The sequence below is a fragment of the Marinobacter sp. KM021 genome (assembly GCF_050707965.1).
GTDB lineage: Bacteria > Pseudomonadota > Gammaproteobacteria > Pseudomonadales > Oleiphilaceae > Marinobacter > Marinobacter shengliensis.
This window is the reverse complement of the sequence record NZ_CP136129.1, coordinates 2,633,096-2,652,106: the sequence shown is the minus strand read 5'-3', so window position 1 is coordinate 2,652,106 and position 19,011 is coordinate 2,633,096. Positions and strand designations below refer to the sequence as shown.

Annotated in this window: 25 protein-coding genes; 9 read left to right on the top strand and 16 right to left on the bottom strand. The window is 58.1% G+C overall.

What is annotated here, in order from left to right; all coding sequences use genetic code 11:
* Positions 1-10: 10 nt before the first annotated feature.
* The 5 genes from ahbB (RVM24_RS12510) to RVM24_RS12490 are packed head-to-tail and all read right to left on the bottom strand — an operon-like array spanning position 11 to position 3,718.
* A complete protein-coding gene (gene ahbB, locus RVM24_RS12510) occupies positions 11-517 on the bottom strand; it encodes a siroheme decarboxylase subunit beta (RefSeq protein WP_431474105.1) in 507 nt (168 codons plus the stop codon).
* On the bottom strand, positions 492-980 hold the full coding sequence (locus RVM24_RS12505) for an Lrp/AsnC family transcriptional regulator (RefSeq protein WP_431474104.1): 489 nt from the start codon (positions 978-980) through the stop codon (positions 492-494). Before RVM24_RS12505 ends, ahbB (RVM24_RS12510) begins: the two co-directional genes overlap by 26 nt.
* On the bottom strand, positions 964-1,500 hold the full coding sequence (gene ahbB, locus RVM24_RS12500; protein WP_431474103.1) for a siroheme decarboxylase subunit beta: 537 nt from the start codon (positions 1,498-1,500) through the stop codon (positions 964-966). The genes RVM24_RS12505 and ahbB (RVM24_RS12500) overlap by 17 nt, the downstream gene beginning before the upstream one ends.
* Positions 1,497-1,961 carry an AsnC family transcriptional regulator gene (locus RVM24_RS12495; RefSeq protein WP_431474102.1) on the bottom strand — a complete coding sequence of 155 codons (465 nt, stop codon included), beginning with the start codon at positions 1,959-1,961 and terminating at the stop codon, positions 1,497-1,499. The genes ahbB (RVM24_RS12500) and RVM24_RS12495 overlap by 4 nt, the downstream gene beginning before the upstream one ends.
* A 29-nt stretch (positions 1,962-1,990) precedes the next feature.
* Complete coding sequence (locus RVM24_RS12490) at positions 1,991-3,718, bottom strand: cytochrome D1 domain-containing protein (protein ID WP_431474101.1); 1,728 nt, start codon at positions 3,716-3,718, stop codon at positions 1,991-1,993.
* A gap of 216 nt (positions 3,719-3,934) precedes the next feature.
* Between RVM24_RS12490 and RVM24_RS12485 the strand changes: the two genes are divergently transcribed.
* From RVM24_RS12485 to RVM24_RS12465, 5 genes are read left to right on the top strand one after another with little or no spacing between them, the layout of a single operon-like run.
* Positions 3,935-4,273, top strand: a complete 339-nt coding sequence (locus RVM24_RS12485; RefSeq protein WP_420194500.1) for a c-type cytochrome — start codon at positions 3,935-3,937, stop codon at positions 4,271-4,273.
* A gap of 43 nt (positions 4,274-4,316) precedes the next feature.
* Positions 4,317-5,519: a cytochrome D1 domain-containing protein gene (locus RVM24_RS12480; RefSeq protein ID WP_431474100.1), complete on the top strand. Its 1,203-nt coding sequence runs from the start codon at positions 4,317-4,319 to the stop codon at positions 5,517-5,519.
* Between the two features lie 31 nt (positions 5,520-5,550).
* On the top strand, positions 5,551-6,264 hold the full coding sequence (locus tag RVM24_RS12475; protein ID WP_431474099.1) for a PhnD/SsuA/transferrin family substrate-binding protein: 714 nt from the start codon (positions 5,551-5,553) through the stop codon (positions 6,262-6,264).
* Between the two features lie 13 nt (positions 6,265-6,277).
* The gene (locus RVM24_RS12470) at positions 6,278-7,060 is read left to right on the top strand and encodes a CbbQ/NirQ/NorQ/GpvN family protein (RefSeq protein ID WP_431474098.1); all 783 of its coding nucleotides are present in this window, start codon (positions 6,278-6,280) and stop codon (positions 7,058-7,060) included.
* Positions 7,032-7,406: a hypothetical protein gene (locus RVM24_RS12465; RefSeq protein ID WP_222533911.1), complete on the top strand. Its 375-nt coding sequence runs from the start codon at positions 7,032-7,034 to the stop codon at positions 7,404-7,406. Before RVM24_RS12470 ends, RVM24_RS12465 begins: the two co-directional genes overlap by 29 nt.
* 45 nt (positions 7,407-7,451) lie before the next feature.
* Here RVM24_RS12465 and RVM24_RS12460 read toward each other — a convergent pair whose 3' ends face one another.
* The 8 genes from RVM24_RS12460 to RVM24_RS12425 form a co-directional block, all read right to left on the bottom strand.
* Positions 7,452-7,913: a hypothetical protein gene (locus RVM24_RS12460; protein ID WP_431474097.1), complete on the bottom strand. Its 462-nt coding sequence runs from the start codon at positions 7,911-7,913 to the stop codon at positions 7,452-7,454.
* Entirely contained in the window at positions 7,910-8,344 is a 435-nt protein-coding gene (locus tag RVM24_RS12455; protein WP_431474096.1) for a hypothetical protein, read from the bottom strand. The genes RVM24_RS12460 and RVM24_RS12455 overlap by 4 nt, the downstream gene beginning before the upstream one ends.
* 165 nt (positions 8,345-8,509) lie before the next feature.
* Complete coding sequence (locus RVM24_RS12450; protein WP_431474095.1) at positions 8,510-8,749, bottom strand: cytochrome C oxidase subunit IV family protein; 240 nt, start codon at positions 8,747-8,749, stop codon at positions 8,510-8,512.
* A 10-nt stretch (positions 8,750-8,759) separates the two neighbouring features.
* Complete coding sequence (locus RVM24_RS12445) at positions 8,760-9,335, bottom strand: cytochrome c oxidase subunit 3 (protein WP_431474094.1); 576 nt, start codon at positions 9,333-9,335, stop codon at positions 8,760-8,762.
* An 11-nt stretch (positions 9,336-9,346) separates the two neighbouring features.
* Positions 9,347-11,170, bottom strand: a complete 1,824-nt coding sequence (locus RVM24_RS12440) for a nitric oxide reductase activation protein NorD (protein ID WP_431474093.1) — start codon at positions 11,168-11,170, stop codon at positions 9,347-9,349.
* A gap of 13 nt (positions 11,171-11,183) precedes the next feature.
* On the bottom strand, positions 11,184-12,134 hold the full coding sequence (locus RVM24_RS12435) for a 4Fe-4S binding protein (protein ID WP_431474092.1): 951 nt from the start codon (positions 12,132-12,134) through the stop codon (positions 11,184-11,186).
* Positions 12,135-12,196: 62 nt separating this feature from the next.
* Complete coding sequence (locus RVM24_RS12430) at positions 12,197-13,612, bottom strand: cbb3-type cytochrome c oxidase subunit I (RefSeq protein WP_431474091.1); 1,416 nt, start codon at positions 13,610-13,612, stop codon at positions 12,197-12,199.
* A gap of 10 nt (positions 13,613-13,622) precedes the next feature.
* Positions 13,623-14,072 (bottom strand): c-type cytochrome, encoded by a 450-nt coding sequence (locus tag RVM24_RS12425; protein WP_072676399.1) that lies wholly within the window; start codon positions 14,070-14,072, stop codon positions 13,623-13,625.
* Positions 14,073-14,256: 184 nt separating this feature from the next.
* Between RVM24_RS12425 and RVM24_RS12420 the strand changes: the two genes are divergently transcribed.
* Positions 14,257-15,180, top strand: a complete 924-nt coding sequence (locus tag RVM24_RS12420; protein ID WP_431474090.1) for an AEC family transporter — start codon at positions 14,257-14,259, stop codon at positions 15,178-15,180.
* Here RVM24_RS12420 and rrtA read toward each other — a convergent pair.
* Positions 15,143-15,724 carry a rhombosortase gene (gene rrtA / locus RVM24_RS12415; RefSeq protein WP_431474089.1) on the bottom strand — a complete coding sequence of 194 codons (582 nt, stop codon included), beginning with the start codon at positions 15,722-15,724 and terminating at the stop codon, positions 15,143-15,145. The genes RVM24_RS12420 and rrtA overlap by 38 nt on opposite strands.
* Before the next feature lie 113 nt (positions 15,725-15,837).
* Between rrtA and RVM24_RS12410 the strand changes: the two genes are divergently transcribed.
* From RVM24_RS12410 to RVM24_RS12400, 3 genes are read left to right on the top strand one after another with little or no spacing between them, the layout of a single operon-like run.
* Positions 15,838-16,158: a hypothetical protein gene (locus RVM24_RS12410; protein ID WP_431474088.1), complete on the top strand. Its 321-nt coding sequence runs from the start codon at positions 15,838-15,840 to the stop codon at positions 16,156-16,158.
* Positions 16,146-17,393, top strand: coding sequence for a M12 family metallo-peptidase (locus tag RVM24_RS12405; protein ID WP_431474087.1), 1,248 nt, complete (start codon positions 16,146-16,148; stop codon positions 17,391-17,393). The genes RVM24_RS12410 and RVM24_RS12405 overlap by 13 nt, the downstream gene beginning before the upstream one ends.
* Entirely contained in the window at positions 17,390-17,839 is a 450-nt protein-coding gene (locus RVM24_RS12400; protein ID WP_431474086.1) for a DUF6174 domain-containing protein, read from the top strand. Before RVM24_RS12405 ends, RVM24_RS12400 begins: the two co-directional genes overlap by 4 nt.
* 5 nt (positions 17,840-17,844) lie before the next feature.
* Here RVM24_RS12400 and RVM24_RS12395 read toward each other — a convergent pair whose 3' ends face one another.
* Together RVM24_RS12395 and cadR are read right to left on the bottom strand one after the other, a co-directional pair.
* Entirely contained in the window at positions 17,845-18,486 is a 642-nt protein-coding gene (locus tag RVM24_RS12395) for a cation transporter (protein WP_431474085.1), read from the bottom strand.
* A 75-nt stretch (positions 18,487-18,561) separates the two neighbouring features.
* Positions 18,562-19,011: a Cd(II)/Pb(II)-responsive transcriptional regulator gene (gene cadR, locus RVM24_RS12390; RefSeq protein WP_431474084.1), complete on the bottom strand. Its 450-nt coding sequence runs from the start codon at positions 19,009-19,011 to the stop codon at positions 18,562-18,564.

Below are 19,011 nucleotides of genomic sequence, written 5' to 3'. Positions count from 1 at the left end.
GTGTTGCTCCCTATTTCCTCAGCCGCAATCCGGTTTTTTTCAGGATGGCGGAGCTGTAGAGAATGGTGTGGCTCGAACCGCTTGCCCCGAGTAGTTCCCGAATCTGCTGTGCCTTGTTTTCCACTTCATCCCGGCTGGTGCCGTGAACCATGGCAAACAGGTTATAGCTCCAGTAAGGCAGGTGCCTGGGGCGCCGGTAGCAGTGGCTGACAAACGGCAACTCGCCCACTTTCTCACCGAGTTCAGTGATGGCCTCGTCGCGGACATCCCATACGGTCATGCCGTTGAAACGGTATCCGAGTTTGTAATGGTCTGGCACAGCTGCCACCCGGCGAATAATTCCGGTTTCCCGCATACGCTGGAATCGGGCAAGCACTTCGTCGGCGGGCATAGCGAGCTGGTGCCCGAGTTCGGCCCAGGGGTCGGGCACCAGAGGCAGCCCGCCCTGGGTGGCCAGGATCAGTTCCCGATCCCGGTCACAGAGTTGGTGATCAGATCGGGAAGTGGAGGTGGACATGGAATTCCTGCTCCTTGGGCATGTTGTAAACCGGGTAGCCGGTGAGGTCTTCAATCTGGCTGATGATGTCGGCAATCGCTTCCGGAGTTTCGGTGGCCAGTACAAACCACATATTCAGCTGATGCTCCCGGCGGTAGTTGTGGGCCACTTCGTCGAAGCGGTTTACCTGCTCCGCTACTCGCTCAAAGTCGTGCTCGGGAATGCGCATGGCGGCGAGGGTCAGGCCGCCCCCCATTTCGCCGGCGTGGAACATGGGGCCAAAGCGGGTCAGGGTGCCGTTGGCGAGCAGAGCCTTGAGGTGGTCCAGCAAGTCCTGTTCGGTCATGCCGATTTCCTCGGCCACGTCTTTATAGGGCGTTCTGGTTAACGGCAGCCCTGTTTGCAGGCGGTTGATGATTGCCCGCTCGACCGGTGTGAAATCCGGGGCTTCGATACGGCTGCGTTGCTCAGCGGTCGCTGACATAGCGTCCTCCGCGCTGGAGGTAGGCTTTGTTGCTGAACAGCACGGCATGGGGGATGCCTTCCAGCCCGTGCTCGAGAACAAGCTGTTCGAGCTGGCTCTGAACACGGTTTCGGTCAATGCCGTGAATCATGCAGAACAGGTTGTAGGGCCAGTCTGGCAGGCGCCGTGGGCGCTGATAGCACAGGGTAACGATCGGTGAGGCGGCCAGGGCTTTGCCCAGTTCGGATACCCGTTCGTCTGGTACATTCCAGACGGCCATGGCATTGGCGCGGTACCCCAGGGTGCGGTGTTTCACCACAAGGCCAAGGCGTTTGATCAGCCCCTGCTGCTGCCATTGGCTGACCGCTTGCATGACCTGTTGTTCGGTCAGGCCGGTACGCTCTGCCAGGGCCAGATAAGGCCTTGGGGTCAGTGGCAGGCCGTTTTCGAGTTGCTCCCGGAGCCGCAGTAAACCCCAGGCGCTGATGGACTGGGTGTCAAACAGGTAGTTCTGATCCTGGCGGGTGGCGGGCAGGTTCATGGCAGCGCCTCCCAGTCGATATCGAAGCCAAGATCAATGTGATAACCCTCAACCATTGGAAGTCTTAGCATGGGTAGCTTCAAATGGTGTTCCAGTTCGTCCAGACGCTCTTCCAGAATGTCGTCATTGGGTGCTGTCATCACGAACCAGAGATTGTAGGTGTGCTCCCGGGCATAGTTGTGGTTTACCCCCGGGGCACGGTTGATCCGGGCGGCCACCAGATCTATCTGTTCATCGGGTGCCGCCACGGCAGCCAGCAGGCTGGCGCCCGCCTGGCTGTGCTCAAACACCGGTCCAACCCGGCTGAGCACCTGCTGTTCCTGCAGGGCAGACAGTCTTTCGATAACCTCTTCTTCGGTCAGGCCCAGTTCCCGGGCCATGTCCTCGTAGGGGCGTTCACTGACGGGCAGGTCACGCTGGTACCTGTCGATCAGTTGTCTGTCTACCATATCCAGTCTCATCAGATAGCTCCTCCGGGCCGGGGCCGGGATCAGTACACGTCGTGCTGGGTGTTGTAGACGTTGAACTTGCCGGTTGGTGTAACCAGGCGTTCGTCGTCTATGACTTTCTTCAGCTTGCGGGTCTTGTCATCGACCACCACGATGGCGGATTTCTTGTCTTGGGTATTCCAGACAGAGAACCACACCTCGTCACCCTTCACGTTGTACTCAGGCTGAACCACCCGCTTTGGTCCTTCACCCAGATTTGCCCATTCGGCAATGGGCAGCACTTCGTAGCCGGCATCAAAGTTGTTGATGTCGAACACCGCCACGCTCTGGCTGATGCTTTCCAGCGGGTGCAGGGCGGTATCTACCCAGAGGTTCTTGGACTTGGGATGGGTTTTTACGAACAGGGAACCACCGCCCTGGCCGTTGACCGTGCGAACCACTTTCCAGGCTTTGTCTGGATGGTTTTTCGGGTCAGTGCCGATCAACTGAATGGTCGGGTCACCCAGGTGAGACGTCGCCCAGACAGGGCCGTGATCCGGATCCACAAAGTTGGCACCACGGCCCGGGTGGGGGATCTTGCCCACATCGACAATGGCAGCCAGTGTGCGATCTTCTGCATCGACAACAGCAATCTTGTCGGAGTTGTTGGCGGCGGTCATGAAGTAACGCATGCTGGCGTCCCATCCGCCATCGTGCAGATATTTAGCTGCATCAATGGTGGTGATGGTCATGTTGTCCAGGTCTTCATAGTTGGCCAGCATGATCTTGCCGGTTTCTTTGACGTTAACAATGAATTCCGGGTGCGCGTGGGAGGCTACGATGGCGGCAACACGGGGTTCCGGATGGTACTCCTGATCGCCCACGGTCATGCCCCGGGTGCCCACGATCTTCTTGGGCTCAAGGGTGTCGCCGTCCATGATCACGAACTGTGGCGGCCAGTAGGTGCCTGCAATCGCGTACTTGTCTTCCCAGCCCTTGAACTTGGAGGTTTCAACCGAGCGTGCTTCCATGCCCACCTTGATCTTGGCGACGGTTTCCGGCTCTTTCATCCACAGGTCGATCATATTCACCAGGGCGTCACGGCCGATCACGAACAGGTAGCGGCCTGAAGCACCCATACGGGAAATGTGTACCGCATAACCGGTCTTGATGATCTTGGCGATTTCATGGGTGTCGCCGTCAATCAGGGCAATCTCGCCGGCATCACGCAGGGTCACGCTGAACAGGTTTTCCAGGTTCAGTTTGTTCATCTGCTTGGTGGGGCGTTTCTCGGGCGGGATCACCACTTCCCAGGTGGCCTTCATGTCGGCCAGGCCGAACTCGGGAGGCTGGGGTGGCTCGTGCATGATGTACTTGGCCATCAGCTCGACGGTTTCTTCGTCGAAGTCACCGGAGGTGAGCCAGTTCGGCATGCCGGCTGGGGAGCCATAGCTGATCAGGGCTTTCAGGTAATCCATGCCCCGTTCCTGGGTGATGTCGGTGGTCAGCGGCTTGCCCGTGGCACCTTTGCGCAACACACCGTGACAACCGGCGCAGCGCTCGAAGTAAATCTGCTTGGCGCGGGCGAACTCTTCGTCGGTCAGGTCAGGCGCGCCAGGGGTGCGGACGACTTTGGCAGACGCGGCATCGATTGAGCTTGGGGTGCCCTCGTAGGCTACGGAGGCTTCATCAACGTTCTTGTGTGGCTGTGCCTGCACGGTCATCACGCCCATAGACGTAATGGCCACCGCAAGAGCCAGGGGTTTGATCATCATGTCGGTCACTCTCATCAGGTTCTCTCCTTGGTATTCAAGAGTGCTTACTAGGTTTCTCTTGTTGCTGTTTCTGAACATTGATTAATGTCACGGGTTTGCATCTTTTCAAGAGAGTACCCCTAGGTGGGTATGCCCAAAGATCTCTGGCAGTGAGTTAAAAGTTTAATCAATATCAAGGTTATGAATGAGGCGTATCCGCAGCATGAAGGCCTGGTTACAGGAGATGTCGAGATGAACAGCTTGTGGCCCTCGGGGGTGAGGAAAGTGCCGGTTGCCGTGCTGCTCTGGTTGGCGCTTCCGGTTGCTGTCGCGCAGCCCGCCAGCGAGGAGGAGTTGACCAACTTTGTCATTCAGGATTGCGGATCCTGCCACGGCCTGACCATGCGCGGAGGCCTGGGCCCTCCGTTACGGCCGGAAGATCTGAGCCAGCTGCCGGAAGCTGCGATTGCCGCCATCATCCGCGAAGGGGTGCCCGGCACGGCAATGCCGCCCTGGAAAGCCCTGTTGACGGACGATGAGATTGACTGGATAAGCCAGCAGCTGAAGTCAGGTGCTTTACTGAGTGACTGACGAAGCGCGAAACCGCCCCTTCGTCACTAACCAAGGAACTGCCATGAAAGCATTGTTTCGTTTAACGCTCCCGCTGCTGATGTTGGCCGTGCTGACCGGTTGCCAGTCTGTGGCCACCGCACCGGCGGACAATCTGCGGGGCACTGGTGACCTGGGCCTGATCATTGAACGGGCCACAGGCTCCGTTCTGGTCATTGACCATTCCGAGTACGAAATTCTCGGCCGGGTTGAGGGTTTGGGTGATTTGTCCCATGCCTCGGTGGTGTATTCCCGTGATGCCCGCTATGGCTATGTGTTCGGTCGTGATGGTGGGCTCACCAAGGTTGACCTGCTGACCCAGAGCATCGTCAACCGGGTGATTCAGTCTGGCAACAGCATCGGCGGCGCCATTTCCCAGGATGGCCGTTATGTGGCGGTGTCTAATTACGAACCTGGCGGCGTGAACATTTTTGATAGCCGCACCCTGGAAAACGTGCTGATGCTGCCGGCAACCTATACCAACGCCAGCGGTGAGCAGGACCAGTCCAAAACCGTAGGGTTGGTGGACGCACCGGGCAATCAGTTTGTTTTCAGCTTGTTTGAAGCCGGCGAAATCTGGACGGTGGATATGGTTTCGCAGCCGCCGGTCGTCTCCCGCCACCCGGCGGGCAAACAACCCTACGATGCTTTGATCACTCCCGATGGCCGTTACTACATTGCCGGCCTGTTTGGTGAAGACGGCTTGTCCATGATGGACCTTTGGGCACCGGAGCAGGGCGTGCGAAGCATTCTGCCGGATTATGGCAAGGGCGAACAGCGCCTGCCGGTGTACAAGATGCCCCACCTGGAAGGCTGGGCCATCGCCGATGGCCACGCGTTTGTGCCGGCGGTTGGTCGCCATGAAGTGCTGGTGGCGACAATGGATGACTGGAGCATGGTGCAACGCATTCCGGTGCAGGGCCAGCCAGTATTTGTGATGGCCAGCCCGGACAACCGCCGGATCTGGGTCAGCTTTGCCCACCCACAGAACGATGTGGTGCAGGTGATTGATTCCCGGACCCGGGAAATCATCCGTACCCTGGAGCCCGGCAAGTCCGTGCTGCACATGGAATTCACCCCGCGCGGTGAGGAAGTGTGGGTATCCTCCCGGGACAGCGACCGGGTGACCGTCTATAACACCCGTACTCTGGAAGAAGTGGCTACCCTGCCGGCACAGAAGCCGTCCGGCATCTTCTTTACCAACCGGGCGCATCAGTTGGGCTTGTGAGATGAGGGTGGCCGCTGGCGGTTGGCTGTTTATGCTCTGGACCAGTACCGTCAGCGCCGGCCAGTTTTCCGGGCCGGTGCGACTTGAAGTAGAAACGGAATCCAGGTCTGTCACCGTGGCCAGTTACCGGCTGCAGCGTTATCTCGACAAACAGAACTGCAAGGCAGAGCTGGTGTTCAATCAAGCCGTTGAGGGTGAGGCTCAGGTTGAGAGTGACCTGGTGTACCGGCAGGATGGCTGGGAAGGCAGGCTCAGGCTCCGGGCCGTCAACGCCGATGGCCAGGATCCGGTTCCGGTCTGGGTAACCCGGAAAACCGCCGGTGTGAGAACACTGGGGGAGCTGGAAGGGCGGGATGTCTCGCTGGTGGCAGGAACTGATCCGCTCTCCGGGCAGCTTGCACTCAAGGCCCTGGCTGCCGAGGGTATAACGCCGAAACCGGGGCAGCGATATGAAGCAGGTGATTTCAGCTCTGCCCTGGGTTTGTTGCTGCACAACAACACCCATGCGGCGGTCTCGGAACTCGGGTTGGTTACGCCGTTCCTGGAACCCCAGGGCCTGGCCATTACCTGGAAGGGAAAACCCGTTTCAGGTGCTGGCTGGTATGCCGGTACCGACACCACGAACCCCGGATTACAGCCGTGCCTGAGGGCATTGCTTGAACTGAAGCGCAGCGACGATCGCCAGATATTCAATCTTTTCCCGGAATGGGTGCACGGCTTTGCCCCACCTGATTCCCTGCAATAAAAGGAACCTGTACATGACCTTCTACCAACCCGCCGGCAACGAAGTCGAACTGTTCACCGCCGCTGCCGACAACGGCCTGCCGGTACTGATCAAAGGCCCCACCGGCTGTGGTAAAACCCGCTTTGTCCGTTACATGGCGGAGAAGCTTGGCCGCCCGGTCTATACCGTGGCCTGCCACGACGACCTTACCGCCTCTGACCTGGTTGGCCGCCACCTGATCGGCCCGGACGGCACTTACTGGCAAGACGGCCCCCTGACCCGGGCGGTGCGGGAAGGCGGAATCTGCTACCTTGATGAAGTAGTGGAAGCACGAAAAGACACCACCGTGGTACTGCACCCGCTGGCGGACGACCGCCGGGAACTGCCCATCGAACGCACCGGCGAGCTGCTGAAAGCCGCTCCGGGCTTTATGCTGGTGGTGTCCTACAACCCGGGTTACCAGAGTTTGCTGAAAGGCATGAAACCGAGTACCCGGCAGCGCTTTGTGTCTATGAGCTTCAATTACCCGACGCCGGATGTGGAGCAGACCATCGTGCAGGAGGAGTCCGGCTGCGATGCCGACCTTGCGAAGCAGCTGGTAGGGCTGGCAACCTCGCTGCGCAAGCTGAAAGACCATGACCTGGAAGAAGCGGCGTCTACCCGCCTGCTGATCCACACCGCATACCTGGTCGCTTCCGGTATGCCCCACATCGAGGCCTGCCGGGCCGGGATGATCGAACCGCTGTCGGATGATGCGGTCACTGTGAATGCACTGATGGAGGTGGTGTATGCCGTATTCGGGCAGTCCGAAGACTGAATCGCCCGGGGCGATTGCTCCGGTTATCTGGTATTTGCTGAACCTGCTGGCGTTGCCGGTCATCGGCTTTATCGTTTTGCTGACGATCGCCATGAAGTCCGGCGAAGCCCACGCTTTGCGGCGGGCCCACAGCAAGGCTGGGGTCTATATGTCCATACTCGGCGCCGTGTTGATCAGTTCAGGTGTTGCTGTTTGCTGGCTTGTTTATGGCAATACTGGTTTGTTCTGGACATACGCGATCGTCTGGGCAGTGGTGCTGCACACGTCGTTTGTGCTGTGGGGCATGATTTCCCTGGCTCAGGCCATAGGCAATAAGCCGCCTACTTTTCCGCGGCGGCTGCTGTAAGTTCGGGTTCAGAGGAAAAGGGTTTTTATGGCAATGGAATTTAAGTCAGGCTCGTGTCTCGTCCGGACATTTTGCCTGGCCAATAAAGCTCGCCTCCGAGTCAACATAGAGCAGATTTGCATCGTTCATTTTCAACTGCCCATCTTCTTTAAGAAATTCAATTGAGAGGCTTCCAGCGTCACCGTGAAGGGTTATCCCATTTATGGTCAGGCACGTGCCGGAGGCAGCATTTTTTTCAAAGTACTCAATAGTGGATGCAAAATAACGAGGGTACGCAAGCATTTCTTTGACGTAAGGACGATCCTTTTCATTTGCTTCTCTAATATCCTGATAGGCATGATCAGTGAAAAAAGTGGAATAATCTGCCTCTATGCCATTTTCTTCCAGCGCCATCCGGAAACGCTCATAAACTTTCCATGCATTCTCTTGTTCAGCTGGGTTCGAGGCGCATCCACTTGTGAAAAGAATAGTGATGAGGATGCTGGAGATTGTTAGGGGTCTTCTCATTGCAAAGCTTCCAATAATTGACGATCTCTCGACTGTTTTGCACCTACTAATGCTTTTGCTGCCGTGCAAATAAGGCCCGAACAACTTGTGATCAACTTTTCAACATCAATGCTGCCGCTTGTAGTTGCGCTCGCCGCTCTTAAGAAGCGAAATGAAGCAGTAAACTGAATCAACCCCTGGTCGTCAACATGCATAGACACATCTGCCATACGCAGTTCCATCCCTAGCTCTCTGAGCCCTTCTTGCGCGGAGAATGTGACTTTTCCAGCGCGCCCATCGAGTGACGCCCTACCATGGTGATCAACGGAGAGTTTCACTGGCCCCGCTTCTCGCATCAAGCGAGCGGTTGTGGTGCCATCGGTAGAGTAGGAAAGTTCAAGAAAGCGGGCGACAGCGAGTTTTAACTCTGTCTGGCTATGAGAAATGGGCATTAAACCTCCGTGTTTAATCGACTCATTATTAATGGAGAATAAAGCTAATAAAATAATGGTATGCTGTCAAAGGGAAAAACAAAAACTAGTGGGAAGAACCGCATTCTTGCTAATCGATGGGCCCATTATAATCAATATGTGTGAGTGAATTAACTGAACGGGACACTAGCTTGTTAGATGAATGCCTGCCAGAACTGAAACTACGACAACCGCCCAGCCCTGAGCCGCCATTCTCCAGCCCCAGGGGGCATGCTTCATTTCCATGAAGTGATCTACCAGCAGTACTGCTTTCACAATCACCAGTCCGAACACCAGCCAAACCAGAACAGACATATCCGCGCCAGCCTGCATGGCCACAACCGGAGCCATGGTGCAGATCATCAGGGCGATATAAATCGCTAACATATCAGCCTCCTCAGGCCAGAACGTAGAGCATCGGGAACAGCACCAGCCACACCAAATCGACCATATGCCAGTAGGAGGCGCCGGATTCCATGCCATTCATGTCATCGCCGTTGTACTCGCCTTTTTTCACTTTTACCGCCAATACCACCAGGACGATCTGGCCCAGAACCACGTGCATGAAGTGGAAGAAGGTGAGGAAGAAATAGAACATGAAGAAGGTGTCGGTGCCCAGGTTGTAGCCGTTGCTGTAAAGGTCGGCGTATTCCCAGAGTTTGCCGAAGGTGTAGATGCAGGAGGCGGCGATGCCGGCCCACAGCAGCCCGGCTACGCCGGGTTTTCGGTCTCGCAGGCGGTGAACGGCCAGGGCAACCAGGTAGCTGGCGGTGATCAGGCCGATGGTGTTGATCAGGCCGGTCCAGGGGTGCAGGGCTTCTTTGCCGGCGGCGAAGGTGGCCGGGTCGAGGCTGCGGGCGACGCCGTAGCCGATGAACAGAATGCCGAACACGGCCAGTTCCGCGAAGATGAAGAACCACACGGCGAGGTCGCCGGGTAGGTGCGGTGATCGGGCGGCCTGATTGCGAGCCATCACATGCTCCGTTATCGGGTCAGGTTCAGGTACAGCTTGGGCAGCTGTGCGGGCAGTTGGGTCGGGTCTTTGATGACCACGTAGTTGGTGCTGCCGAATACATAGGGCAGATATTCATTGGCTTCTTCGTCAATGGTCACGCAGAACGGGGTCAGGCCGGCCTTATGGGCTTCCTGTACGGCCATTCGGGTGTCTTCCACGCCATATCGGCCTTCGTACAGGTCCAGGTCGTTGGGTTTACCGTCGGTCAGCAACAGCAGGATCTTCTGGTGTTCTGGTCTTGCCTGCAGCAGTTTGGTGGACTGGCGGATAGCGGCACCCATTCGGGTGTAATAACCCGGCTCCAGGGCCTGTATGCGGCCCCGGCTGGTGTCGTTGTAGGGTTCATCAAAGCTTTTGATGTGATGGAAGCGGATGTGGTCCCGTCGCCGTGAGGAGAACGCAAACAGTGCAAAAGGATCACGGCTGGCGGTGAGGGCTTCACTGAGTAATTGCAGGCCATCCCGGGCGATGTCGATCACCCGTTGATTGTTGTTGATGTAGGTGTCGGTCGACAGCGAGATGTCGGCCAGCACCAGGCAAGCCAGGTCGCGCTGGTTCTGTTTGCACTGGCGGAACAGCTTCTGGTCCATGTCGCCGGCGCCGCGCCGTTGCTGGACCACTCGCTCCAGGCAGGCATCCAGATCGAGTTCTTCGCCTTCCCGTTGCCGTCGTTCCCATTGGCGCAGGGGTTTCAGGGCGCTGAACTGCCGACGCAGGGTTTGCGCCGGGTTTTTCAGACGCTCCGGCAGGGGTGAGGGCACCGCTTCTCTGCTTAGCATGGGCTGCAGGCAGCAGAATTTTTCCCGGAAACCCTGACGGCGCCAGTCCCACTCGGGCAGGTGGATGCCCGGACCAAGGAACAGATCGTCGTTTTCTTCCGAGGGCAGGTCCAGGTCAAATTTGATGGCCGAAGACGCCTCACGGCGGTCCATGGAAATGGAGATCATGTCCATGTCATCGGCCACGGACTCCGCATCGTCTTCCTCGCTGTCATCCCCGGCACGGTCTACGGGTATGAACTCGGACCAGGAGAACAGACTTTCAAGCCGGAACAGCATGATGCCCTGGTCTTTATCAAAGGCATCCACCCGTTCGGCCCGGCGGCGCTTGCGTTTCTTCGCCATACCGCCGGATTTGGACTGGGTGTTGTCGTCACCAATGATCTGGCCTTTCAGTTTGCCGCGCCCCAGTATCGGGTATAACCAGAGCACCACCGGCCAAGGGTCGGTGAGGGCATCGGGCAGGTCGGTCACGCTGCCGGGATGAATCAGTGCCTGGCGAATGGCATTTTCACGCTCTGCTTCGTTGCCGCGCAGGGTGTCCGGGTGCGGCCGCCATTGCAGGGTGTGGCGAACCAGCCGCTGGTACATGGGTTCCAGCCCCGGCCACTGGCCAAGTAATTGTTGAACCATGGCCTGGTTGCCCTGCAGCCAGCTGTGGTGATGGATTTCTCCGAGTGAGGCCAGGGCGGCAAGCCACAGGTACAGTTCCCGATTGATCTTTCGGGATGGAAACAGGGCCAGCTGTTCCGGCAGGCGCAGGCTTTCTTCATCCCGCCAGGCCAGTTCAAACTTGCGGTGGGTGCCGGCCAGTTTCTGCACGAACCGCCGGCGAATCTGGAAATGCCGGGGCTCGGCCGTCACCAGGCTCAGGGCCGGGTCGCCGCCCATGGCGCGGAACAGCACGCCCAGGGTGCGTGCTTCGTCTTTCAGGTGCACGATGTGTTCGGGGAACTCGCCCATGGCCTGGCGAGTTACGTATTCGTGCCACTTTAATCCGACCCACTCTTCCATATCGACTCCTGAATCAGGCGCGGGATTGGCGCGGAGGGGAATGTATCTGGCGTACCGGAATCAGTACGGTTTGTTTGCCAGGGGTTCCGGGCTCCCAGGTCAGCAGGGAACCTTGCGGGTTGTCTTTTTGCACCTCACGGCAGGCGCTCACACATTGCAGGCACTGAGTGCAGGAGAACTTGGCCCGCTTGTGGCTGCGGGTAGGCAGGCGCATGGGGCAGGCTTCATCGCAGGCCTTGGTGCAATCCCGGCAGGCGGCGGCCCTTTCGGTATCGAAAGTCACCACCCGCCCTTTGCCGTTGGCCATCCAGGCAATGCTTTGAATCAACCCGAAAGCACAGCCGTATTTGCAGAACAGGTGCCGGGCGAAGAGAAAATCAAAAGTGAAGATGGCGGTGGCAACCGCCAGGAAGATGGCCGGGTACAGGCTCAGTTGGCCGGTTATCAGGTCCAGGTACAGAGGGATCGGCGGTAACAGGTAAGACAGCAGGGCCAAGGCCCAGGAAAAGCCGATGGCGGCGCACACCAGAGTCAGGCCCGCCCAGTGCAGGGCTTTGCCGGTGTTGCCTTTTTTCAGAGCTTCCCAGAGGGTCGGGCGGCCGGTAATTCTTGTCATCCTTTTGTTGATGATTTCAACCACCGAGAAATGCGGGCAAAGCCAGCCGCAGTAAATTCGCCCCCATTTCAGGGATATCCAGAGTACCAGGGGGACCAGGGTCAGTATGGGCAGCACAAACCAGAACAGGATCTGGCCAGCCACTTCGGCCGGGGTGCTTTGGGCCACCCAATCAAGATTCAGGTTAAACGACAGGGGAAATCCCAGCAGAATAAACCGGGTTTCGGTCAGGTCGTATCGGAAAATGTTCAGGGCAGGCGCAAGCAGGAACAGCAGGAAAAAGGCGGTGCGGGTGATCAGCCGCTTCTGCTGCAGAGTGTCTTTGGGATTGACGGTTTGCGCATGCACTTGGGTTGTCCAGGGGTTCGGAGGATTTGCCGGGGCCCGAAGGCCCCGGCGATCAGCCTTGGTCAGGCGTCAGCCGTCGCAGGACCGCGTACTTCCTCTTCCGGGCTTGCCTGGCCCTTGATGAAGAAGCTGCCGAGGTACACGACCAGGCCCGCCATAAAGAAGGCGCCAGCGACGAATCGCATCCAGTAGAACAGGGCAATCTGATCCTGGCCGGCCATGAAGGACAGCGCAGCACCGCTATCGGGGATGCGTTGCAGCCACACCTGCAGTACGCCTGCGGCGGTCAGGAACAGGGTGATGAATACCATGGAGATGGTCATCAGCCAGAAACCCCACATTTCCACCACCTGCGCCGTGTTGCTGTTGCCGTAAGGGCGGCCGCGCATGATGGGTACCGCGTAGGAGATGATGGTCAGTACGATCATCACGTAGGCGCCGTAGAAGGCCATGTGGCCGTGGGCGGCGGTAATCTGGCTGCCATGGGTGTAGTAGTTCACTGGGGCCAGGGTATGCAGGAAGCCCCATACGCCCGCGCCCAGGAATGCCATCACGGTGGTGCCCATGGCCCAGAGCATGGCGGCCTTGTTCGGGTGATTGCGGCGCCGACGGTTGATCATGTTGAAGGCGAACACCACCATCATGAAGAACGGCAGTGGTTCCAGTGCAGAGAACACTGAACCCAGCCACAGCCAGTACTCCGGCGGCCCGATCCAGAAGAAGTGGTGGCCGGTGCCGATGATGCCGGTAATCAGCGCCATGGCAACGATGACGTACAGCCACTTCTCGATCACTTCACGGTCTACACCGGTCAGTTTGATCAGTACATAGGCCAGGATGGCGCCCATGATCAGTTCCCACACACCCTCTACCCACAGGTGAATGACAAACCACCAGAAGTACTTGTCGGTGGCCAGGTTGCTGGGGTTGTAGAACGCGAACAGCCACAGTACGGCCAGGCCAATCAGCCCCGTGATCAGGATGATATTGACCACGGTTTTGCGGCCCTTGAGAGCCGTCATGATGACGTTGTAAAGGAAGCCAAGGATGACCACCAGCAGGCCTATCTTGGTGATTGTTGGCTGCTCCAGAAACTCCCTCCCCATGGTCGGGAAGTATTCGTTGAAGGTCAGCTCAGCGAGGCGGGCATAGTCCACGAATAGGTAGCCGAGAATGGTCAGGGTGCCGGCAGCGGCAAACACCCAGAACAGAATCCAGGCAAGCAACGGGCTGTGCAGCTCGGTTTGTGCTTCTTCCGGCACCATGTAGTAGGTGGCGCCCATAAAGCCGAACAACAGCCAGACAATCAGCAGGTTGGTATGAACCATCCTGGCCACGTTGAAGGGGATTTCCGGAAACAGGAAATCACCGACGACGTACTGAAGCCCCAGAACCAGGCCGAACACAATCTGGCCGACAAACAGGATCAGGGCAAAGATGAAGTAGGGCATGGACACCCTTTGCGATTCGTATTTCATGCTTGTTCCCTCAGCCTTCGATGTTGGGTGGCCAGTTGTTGTCGTCGATCTTGGATGTCCACTCCAGGAAGGCAGACAACGCATCGATGTCTTCATCGCTCAGATTGAAGTTCGGCATCTGGCGGCGGCCCGGGATGTTGGTAGGCATGGCGTTCATCCACGCCCGCATGTAGGACTTGAAGACCTCGGTGTCTCCCGCGCCACGGCGGTCAAACACGTTGGCCAGTTCCGGAGCAAAATAGGCACCTTCGCCCATGATGGAGTGACAACCCACGCAGTTGTTGTTCTCCCAGATGTGTTTACCGCGCACCACCTCTTCGGTGAGCTGATCGCGGTTATCCCGCTCGGGCATTGCCCGGACCTGTGTGTCAAAAGTCAGGGCCAGGAACAACAGGACGAAGAATGCACTTCCTCCCAGATAGATGTTCCTGGCCATGCTTTTGGTAAAGCGCTCGGCCATTGGTCTCACTCCTTGTTTGTTGGAATACCTGACTGCCCTGCTAGGATATAAAGATGTATTGGTAATGCTATTGATGATTATCAAAGAAGATCGCCGATTTCTCCATTGCGCCGGGGAGTTACCTCTTCATGGGTAGGTGTTAGACTGCTGCGCTTGAGGTAAAAGATCGACTTTTGGAGGCGCCATGGCGGCCGCGTTGGCTTTGTTTGTAAAACTCCTTCCCCTGTATGTCACCGTTGCTCTGGGCTGGGTTGCCGGGCGCTACCTGGAGGCCAGTGGAAAACATATCGCCGGGATCATGCTTTACATCGTGACGCCCTCGGTAGTGTTCTCAGGAGTCATGGCTGCACCGCTGACGCCTCAGGTCATTCTGTTGCCCGCCCTGGTATTCGGTTTCTGCACCGTGATTGCCCTGATTCACCTGGCCATTGCCCGCAAACTACTGACCGACGGCAGTGCATCCGTTATCCCGTTATCGGTGGGTACCGGCAACACGGGTTACTTCGGTATTCCTGTGGCTTTGCTGTTGTTTGGAGAGCAGGGACTGGCCCTCTATATCGTTTGCATGCTGGGGACCACTCTGTTCGAGAACTCGGTCGGTTTCTATCTCGCCGCACGGGGGAAATACAGCATTCGTGATGCACTGGTGAGGGTGGCAAGACTGCCATCGGTGTATGCGTTTGCAGCGGCGGTGGCGCTGAACCTGTCAGGGGTGTCCATTCCGGGGGCATTTGTGCCGTTGTTCGATAATCTGCGCGGTGCCTACAGCATTCTGGGCATGATGATTATCGGCATGGGCATACTGAGCTTTCGGGGACTGGCCGGTAATCCTGTGTTCACCGGCCTTGCCTTCTTTGGCAAGTTTGTCAGCTGGCCGGCGCTGGCGCTGGCCTTCTGGTGGCTGGATGCCCAGGTGCTGGGCATTTACGACCTGGCGGTGCATCAGGCCATTTTCCTGATTTCCATCACTCCGATTGCCGCCAACACGGTAGTGATTGCGACTTTACTGGATGCAGCCCCAAGACAGGCGGCCGGTACGACCCTGCTCAGTACGCTGTTTGCGCTCGGTTTTATTCCGGTGATGATTGCCTTGGTGTTCGGGGCGTAAGCAGGCTAAGCCCAGCGAATACTATCCCGCCAGCGAAACCCAGGGCATGAGCCTGCCAGACCACCGGCCCCCCGATGAGGTTGGCGGTGTCGGCCAGGCCCAGGCCGGCGGACTCTATCACCAGTTTGCCGGCCAGCAAGACAAGAATGCTGACCGAGAACACCCGATCTTCCCTGAATCCACGGATAGCAAGGATCGCAGCCAGCCCGTGCAGGCAGCCGGAAAAGCCCCGATAGCCGGGCAGCTCCGGCAGCAGTGCCAGTAGCCCGAGGGAGATAAAAAGGGTCAGCCAGAACAGGGCGGTCGCCAGGGTTGCCAGTGGCAGAAATCGTGGGTAGAGCGCCAGCACCACGGCAAGCCCGGCAAGGTTGAGTGCCCGGTGCCAGCCGTTCAGGTGAACCAGATGGCCGGTGACCAGTCGCAACCATTCGCGGGAATGAGCCACGTCTGGCTGCCACTCAAGGCTGCTGGCCGGCACAAGGAACAGAATGGCCAGCAGGGCCATCAGTGCCAGTGCGGGCTTGTTAACTGTTCGATACCCCAAGCGGGACACACTCCTCATAGATACAGACTGTTACGGTAACTGGCTGGCCAGTTGGGCCTACTGTCTCTAGTTTGCGCGAAACCTTGATGCCTGAACAGAAAGGGATCCTCCCCGTGATACGTAAGTTCCGTTTGATGACCACCATGGTGCTCCTGCTGATGGCCTTGCCGGCCAATGCAGAATCAACCGATTCACTGCAGTTGTGGATTGATGGCCAGAGCTACGACGTTGCCTTGACCAGCAACGAACGGCTGGCCTCGGCTCTGGCGCAGCAGACCAAAGGGCATCACTACCGGGGGCAGGTGGCGGAAGACCCGCAAAGCTGGGTTCGGGTCTCACGCCTCGACGGTGGCTGGGAGGGACTGGCCTATGTCTTCGGGCGAATGCACGCGGTTGGCGGTGATTCCGCCCGGACTCGATCATGTCGCCGATGATGGCGCAGGCGGTGTCTGCCAGTTACGAAAGCCTGTGTGAAAACCGGGTGGCGGGCGCCTGCCTGCTGCTGGAGCTGGAAGTGGCATTTGATCGGCAGTTTCAGGACCGGTTCCCGGGCGATTACCAGGACCGCGCGCTCAGCATTCTGAACATGGTAGAGGGGTTCTATTTCGAGCAACTGGGAATTGGGCTGGATACCCTGAGTATGACGTTTCTGGAATCGGAGGTATTCACCACCTCAACCAACGCCATCGATTTGTTGAACGATGTCAGTGCCAAGGTTGGGGCGGGCAGCCTGCCTTTTCAGCAGAGCCGGCAGGCATTGTTTCACCTGATTACGGGCAGGGGCTTTGATGGCAACACCGCTGGTGTAGCTTACCTTGGTTCTTTTTGTGGCGGACCAGGGCCGAGAACCGGGGTTTCCCGGTATACCGATTCCAATGTCACCACCGCCGTCGTTGTCGCCCATGAGCTTGGTCATAATCTGGGTTCTGGTCATGATGGCGAAGGCAACAGCTGTGGTGATAGCTTTATTATGAATCCCTTCGCCAGACCATCCGCAAGCACCTTTTCCTCCTGCTCCGAATCCAGTTTCATCTCCACCATCAATAGCAGGTCTTCGCTTGAGCCGTGCTTCAATTTCCCGGCCGATGCATCCATGGCGGAGAGCGAATCGAATCCTGAGGCTTTGGCCGCCTCCGAGAACTTTGTTACCTACTTTGAGGTGGCCTACGAGCAAGCCTCCCAATCCGCGGACTGGCTGGAAGTCTCTGGCGAGATCGCGGGCGAAGGCGCGGCGTTTGAGTTGGTGAGTATTGATGGCGCGGCCTGTGAAACGGACGGAAGCACGTATCGATGCAAAGACATTATTCCCGGCATCAGCGACATGGCTTTGGTTATTCAGGGCGTGTCCGGCACCGGTGAGGAGCTGGTGATTTCCCAGCGGGTCGCCCTCATCAGCCTGAACGGCGAGGTGCTGGATGTGCGCCCGGAGAATAACCGGCTGGAGAGCCGATTTACCGTGGAACCAGCCACCGAATCAGAGCTGGATAGCGGCGGTGAGCAAACGGGCGACGGCGGCACAATCGTGCGCGCCGACCCGGACCAGACAGGTAATAACGCCTCAGTGGATTCCGGCGGCGGCAGCGGTGGCGGTAGTGTGGGGCTTGGCTGGCTGGTTCTGGCCGCAGCAGCCGGCGCTCTGAAATGGCGCCCGCGTGGGAGGATGGCATGAAACCGATGGTTGTCGCAGTGACACTGGCCGTGCTGCTGGGGGGGTGTGCGGGTGCGGGCAAAGACGTCAGCCCTGCAGGCAGCATTGAGGAAGCAAAAGCGCTCTGGCAGTCCCGGGGAGTGATGGGCTACGAGGTTACAATCGAACAAACCTGTTTCTGCCCGCCAGACCTGCTGCAACCGATGCGCGTGACGGTCAGGGAGGGCAAGGTGATCGACATTGAGGGGCTGGAGCAACCCCTCAACCACCCGGACATTCTGGATGAGCGCAGGCTCACCATCGAAGGTTTGCTGGACCTCGTAGAGCAGGCCCGGGGCAGTGCCGACAAACTGTTGGTGGAATATGACCCGCACTATGGCTTTCCGGCATCGCTGGAAGTCGACTACAGCCCGTTCATCGCTGATGATGAATTTTCCTATCGGCTGACCGACTTCCAGGCCTACTGATCGACTCAGTTTTCTTGGGCGACCAGCCGGTTCGCGGCCCGGGCATTGGCGATGTCAGACCGGGCATGCCGAACCACGCTGATACCGGCGGTCAGGGCCAGGGTGCCCATGATGCCCGCCACGACCAAGTCCGGCCACGCGGAGCCGGTGCCAAACACCCCCAGCGCTGCGCCCATCACCGCCAGGTTGCCGATGGCATCGTTGCGGCTGCAGAGCCAGACTGAGCGCATATCAGAGTCGCCTTCCCGGAACTTGAACAGCATAACCGCCACACCCACGTTGGCCGCCAGGGCCAGTAACCCGACAAGCCCCATGGTCAGTGGCTCTGGTGTCGCGCCGCTCTGGAGCACCCAGATGGCACGGCCCCAGACTACTAGCCCAAAGGTGGCCATGGTTAATCCTTTGACCAAAGCTGCCCGCCCACGCCAGAGCATGCCCATGCTGAGAACGGTCAGGGAAAGCAGATAGTTGGCGCTGTCGCCGAAGAAGTCGATGGCATCCGCCATGAGTGCCACGGAGCCAGACTGAAGGCTTGCCAGACCTTCCACGAAGAACATGGCGAGATTCACCCACAGGGCAATCCAGAGCGCTTTGCGAAAGCCCGGAGCCGGGCCTTGGGGTTCCGGTGCGGAACAGCTGCATGCCATCAGAGACCTCCTTTGAATCAGGTTGTCTCTATTGAAAACCCTGAAGTTGCTACAGGGTCAACGCTTCAGCGGAGATTATTTTCCATGGGTGCCGGGAACGTGGTTAGCAGAGTGGTTATCTTCAAGTTGGCCGATCTCTGAGTTCAGACCATCCAGAATCCCGCATTCGCTGACGCTTCTCCCCCGGGAGCAGGCCTTTTGTAATCGCTCCAGCGTCTTCTCCAACCGGGTCAGTTCCGCGAGACGCTCCCGTACATGGTTCAGGTGTCGTGCAAGCAAGGCATCTACCTCGCCGCAGTCCGCCTCGGGCTCGTTAGTAAGCTGGATCAGTTCCCGGATTTCGTCCTGGGTCATGTCCAGATTGCGGCAGCGTTTGATGAACAACAGGCGGTCACGGTGGTCAGACCGGTACTGGCGATAGCCGCTGGCGTTGCGCTCAGGCGCTGGCATCAGGCCGATCTTTTCATAGTAGCGGATGGTTTCTACCGGCAGGCCTGCTGTCTTTGATAGCTCACCTATTTTCAA

Coding starts and splice junctions, on each gene's coding strand:
- ahbB (WP_431474105.1), bottom strand. CDS start 517: ATGTCCACCTCCACTTCCCGATCTGATCACCAACTCTGTGACCGGGAT.
- RVM24_RS12505 (WP_431474104.1), bottom strand. CDS start 980: ATGTCAGCGACCGCTGAGCAACGCAGCCGTATCGAAGCCCCGGATTTC.
- ahbB (WP_431474103.1), bottom strand. CDS start 1,500: ATGAACCTGCCCGCCACCCGCCAGGATCAGAACTACCTGTTTGACACC.
- RVM24_RS12495 (WP_431474102.1), bottom strand. CDS start 1,961: ATGAGACTGGATATGGTAGACAGACAACTGATCGACAGGTACCAGCGT.
- RVM24_RS12490 (WP_431474101.1), bottom strand. CDS start 3,718: ATGAGAGTGACCGACATGATGATCAAACCCCTGGCTCTTGCGGTGGCC.
- RVM24_RS12485 (WP_420194500.1), top strand. CDS start 3,935: ATGAACAGCTTGTGGCCCTCGGGGGTGAGGAAAGTGCCGGTTGCCGTG.
- RVM24_RS12480 (WP_431474100.1), top strand. CDS start 4,317: ATGAAAGCATTGTTTCGTTTAACGCTCCCGCTGCTGATGTTGGCCGTG.
- RVM24_RS12475 (WP_431474099.1), top strand. CDS start 5,551: ATGCTCTGGACCAGTACCGTCAGCGCCGGCCAGTTTTCCGGGCCGGTG.
- RVM24_RS12470 (WP_431474098.1), top strand. CDS start 6,278: ATGACCTTCTACCAACCCGCCGGCAACGAAGTCGAACTGTTCACCGCC.
- RVM24_RS12465 (WP_222533911.1), top strand. CDS start 7,032: ATGCCGTATTCGGGCAGTCCGAAGACTGAATCGCCCGGGGCGATTGCT.
- RVM24_RS12460 (WP_431474097.1), bottom strand. CDS start 7,913: ATGAGAAGACCCCTAACAATCTCCAGCATCCTCATCACTATTCTTTTC.
- RVM24_RS12455 (WP_431474096.1), bottom strand. CDS start 8,344: ATGCCCATTTCTCATAGCCAGACAGAGTTAAAACTCGCTGTCGCCCGC.
- RVM24_RS12450 (WP_431474095.1), bottom strand. CDS start 8,749: ATGTTAGCGATTTATATCGCCCTGATGATCTGCACCATGGCTCCGGTT.
- RVM24_RS12445 (WP_431474094.1), bottom strand. CDS start 9,335: ATGGCTCGCAATCAGGCCGCCCGATCACCGCACCTACCCGGCGACCTC.
- RVM24_RS12440 (WP_431474093.1), bottom strand. CDS start 11,170: ATGGAAGAGTGGGTCGGATTAAAGTGGCACGAATACGTAACTCGCCAG.
- RVM24_RS12430 (WP_431474091.1), bottom strand. CDS start 13,612: ATGAAATACGAATCGCAAAGGGTGTCCATGCCCTACTTCATCTTTGCC.
- RVM24_RS12425 (WP_072676399.1), bottom strand. CDS start 14,072: ATGGCCGAGCGCTTTACCAAAAGCATGGCCAGGAACATCTATCTGGGA.
- RVM24_RS12420 (WP_431474090.1), top strand. CDS start 14,257: ATGGCGGCCGCGTTGGCTTTGTTTGTAAAACTCCTTCCCCTGTATGTC.
- RVM24_RS12405 (WP_431474087.1), top strand. CDS start 16,146: ATGTCGCCGATGATGGCGCAGGCGGTGTCTGCCAGTTACGAAAGCCTG.
- RVM24_RS12400 (WP_431474086.1), top strand. CDS start 17,390: ATGAAACCGATGGTTGTCGCAGTGACACTGGCCGTGCTGCTGGGGGGG.
- RVM24_RS12395 (WP_431474085.1), bottom strand. CDS start 18,486: ATGGCATGCAGCTGTTCCGCACCGGAACCCCAAGGCCCGGCTCCGGGC.